The 3,364-nt window shown below is 65.4% G+C and carries 4 protein-coding genes; 3 read left to right on the forward strand and 1 reads right to left on the reverse strand.

The window, feature by feature from the left end:
• The coding region (locus tag LQV45_RS21910; RefSeq protein ID WP_230008804.1) for a trehalose-6-phosphate synthase at nucleotides 1-1,045 on the forward strand (1,045 nt) is incomplete at its 5' end.
• Entirely contained in the window at nucleotides 1,035-1,880 is an 846-nt protein-coding gene (gene otsB, locus LQV45_RS21915; protein WP_223914352.1) for a trehalose-phosphatase, read from the forward strand. The genes LQV45_RS21910 and otsB, both read left to right, overlap by 11 nt.
• Before the next feature lie 33 nt (nucleotides 1,881-1,913).
• On the opposite strand, the gene LQV45_RS21920 is transcribed toward otsB, so the two are convergent.
• Nucleotides 1,914-2,315, reverse strand: a complete 402-nt coding sequence (locus LQV45_RS21920; RefSeq protein WP_223914353.1) for a VOC family protein — start codon at nucleotides 2,313-2,315, stop codon at nucleotides 1,914-1,916.
• Between the two features lie 262 nt (nucleotides 2,316-2,577).
• On the opposite strand from LQV45_RS21920, the gene LQV45_RS21925 reads away from it, so the two are divergent.
• Nucleotides 2,578-3,364 (forward strand): ABC transporter ATP-binding protein (locus LQV45_RS21925; protein WP_230008805.1); only part of this gene is annotated, 787 nt, incomplete at its 3' end.

Below are 3,364 nucleotides of genomic sequence, written 5' to 3' on the forward strand. Positions count from 1 at the left end.
CGTCATCCGCCATGCGGCCGAGGGTGCCACCGTCTGGGTGCAGGACTACCAGCTCCAACTGGTTCCCAAGCTGCTCCGGGAGGCCCGGCCGGATCTGAAGATCGGGTTCTTCAACCACATCCCCTTCCCGCCGCCGGAGATCTTTGCCCAGCTCCCGTGGCGCCGTGCGATCATCGACGGCCTGCTGGGCGCGGACCTGGTGGGCTTCCAGCGCAGCAGCGATGCCGGAAACTTCATGCGCTCCGCACGGCGCTTCCTTGGCGCGAGCGTCAAGCAGCAGCAGGTCCATGTCAGGGGCGCCGATGGCGAGACCACCCACATCGCGAGGGCCCAGGCGTTCCCGATCTCCATTGACGTCAAGCAGATCAGCGAGCTGGCGAAGAAGCCGGAGGTAATCGAGCGGGCGCAGCAGATCCGCCGGGACCTCGGGAACCCCAAGACCATCCTGCTCGGCGTCGACCGGCTCGACTACACCAAGGGCATCCGGCACCGGCTCAAGGCGTACGAGGAACTGCTGCAGGACGCCAAGGTCACCGTCGAGGACGCGACCCTGATCCAGGTGGCCAGCCCCAGCCGTGAGCGTGTGGAGCAGTACCGCCTGCTACGCGAGGAGGTCGAGGGCACAGTGGGCCACATCAACGGCACCTTCGACACCATGGAGAGCACGGCCGTCCGCTACCTGCACCACAGCTACCCCATCGAAGAGATGGTGTCCCTGTACCTGGCCGCGGACGTCATGCTGGTCACCGCCCTGCGCGACGGCATGAACCTCGTCGCCAAGGAATACGTCACGGCCCGGACAAACAACGACGGCGCGCTGGTACTGAGTGAGTTCGCCGGCGCCGCCGACCAGCTCAAGCAGGCCCTGCTGATGAACATTGACGGCCTCAAGGACACGATCATGAGGGCCGTCAACATGCAGCCGGCCGAGGCATCACGCCGCATGCGGGCCATGCGCAAGCAGATTCTGGACCACGACGTCGACCTCTGGTCCTCCGACTTCCTGAAAGCCCTCGCCGAAAAGGTTGTACGCGATGACTCCTGACGCCGCCGGAACCCACGACTCAGAGACCAACACTCCAAACCCGGCCCCACTCTCGCTCTCCCCTGAGCTGCTGGCAGCCGTGCGCCGCGTCGCCGGCACCGGGCACCTGCTCGTGGCGATGGACTTCGACGGCACCATGTCACCGCTCGTGGATCATGCGGCCGACGCCCGTGCGCTCCCGCGCTCCGCCGCCGCCTTCGCGGCGCTGGCGGAACTTCCCCGGACGACGACGGCGCTCATCTCCGGCCGGGCGCTGGACAGCCTGCGGGCCGTCGCCTCCCCGCCGGAGGAGACGCTGCTGATCGGCAGCCACGGCGCAGAGGTCTGGATGGGGCCCGGCTCCTCGGAGCTCATGCTCGACGACGCCCAACGCGAACTCCTGGCCGAAGTCCGCCAGGAGCTTGAGGGAATCGTGGAACAGGCCCCGGGGACCCTTTTGGAAGACAAGCCGGCCGGCGTCGTCCTGCACACGAGGCTCGCGGCGGACGACGTCGCCGAGGACGCCGTCGCTGCGGCGCGGGCGGTCCTGCAGGACCGCAGCGGCGTCTTCCTCAAGTCGGGCAACCGCGTCCTGGAGACCTCCGTCGTGAACGCCTCCAAGGGCGAGGGCATTGCCTTCCTGCGGCAGGCTGCCGGAGCCACGGCTGTGGCTTTCGCCGGAGACGACACCACCGACGAGGACGCCCTGGCCAGCCTCGTCCCGGGCGATCTCGGGGTAAAGGTGGGGCTCGATTTCACCCAGGCCGAGTTCCGGGTGGAGGCGCCGGTGCACATCTGCGAACTGCTGGAGGCCCTCCTGCGGGAGCGGAAGAAGGCCCTCGGCTCCGGGAGCTAACCCGGGCCTACGGAGCGGTCAACCGGGCGTCGGTCACGACTCAGGTTCGTAGCCGATCAACCAGTGCAGTCCGTGACGGTCGAGGACCTGGCCATCTGTTGCGCCCCAGGGCTTCGGGGCAAGGGGGTCGATCACCCGGCCGTCAACGGCGAGCTTGTCGAACCACTCGTGGAGAACTGCCGGTTCGGCGGTCCCCAGCAGCGAGAGCATGAGGCCTTCGAACCGGACGCTTTTCTCCCCCGCGGCCGCATCCGACCCCGCCAAAGCGACTGCGCCGTTCAGCTGTCCGTGGGCAATGGCATCCGGCGGGCCATCGCTGCGGTTGAACTCCTCGTAGGTGAACAAGGCAAGCTCTCCGCCGAAGACGTCGGCGTAGAAGCCAAGTGCTTCACGCGCCGTGCCGGGGAAACTGACATAGATCTGCAGTGCCGTCATGCGCACAGCATACATACCCACTTCTGGCGCCATGTGACCGACCCCACGTGTGACATCCGTAACTTTTTAACCCATTTGGCATATATCTGACATACTCTGTTTGTGATGTGGCGCACAACTACCGTGCGGCGTCACTGGGTACTCCTCGGCTTCGGCCGAGGAGTATGCGTATGAAATCCCACAATTGAATTAACAACTGCATAAAACGACCATTCACTACGGATCGTCCGGCACGTACCTGCCGGTGAAGGGATTGATAACTGTGGCTACAGTTACTTTTGATAACGCAACACGTCTGTACCCGGGCACCGAGAAGCCCGCTGTTGACAAGCTCAACATTGATATCGCCGATGGCGAATTCCTGGTCCTCGTTGGACCCTCCGGCTGCGGAAAGTCGACCTCCCTGCGCATGCTTGCAGGTCTCGAGGACGTCAACTCCGGCCGCATCCTCATCGGCGACCGCGACGTCACGGACGTCCCGCCGAAGGATCGCGACATCGCCATGGTGTTCCAGAACTATGCCCTGTACCCGCACATGACCGTGGCGGACAACATGGGCTTCGCACTGAAGATCGCCGGCGTCAGCAAGGAAGAGCGCGCCGAGCGCGTTCGTGAGGCCGCCAAGCTGCTTGACCTCGAACCGTATCTGGACCGCAAGCCGAAGGCCCTCTCCGGCGGCCAGCGTCAGCGCGTTGCCATGGGCCGCGCCATTGTGCGTAACCCGCAGGTCTTCCTCATGGATGAGCCGCTGTCCAACCTTGATGCCAAGCTGCGCGTGCAGACCCGCACCCAGATCGCGTCCCTGACCCGCCGCCTCGGCGTCACCACGGTCTACGTGACCCACGACCAGGTCGAGGCCATGACCATGGGTGACCGCGTCGCCGTGCTGAAGGACGGCCTGCTGATGCAGGTCGACACCCCGCGCAACCTGTACGACAAGCCCAAGAACGTCTTCGTGGCCGGCTTCATCGGCTCCCCCGCCATGAACCTGCTCGAACTCCCCGTTGTCGACGGCGGCGTGCAGTTCGGCGGAACCGTTTACCCGGTAC

The sequence above is a fragment of the Microbacterium sp. Bi128 genome (assembly GCF_918698205.1).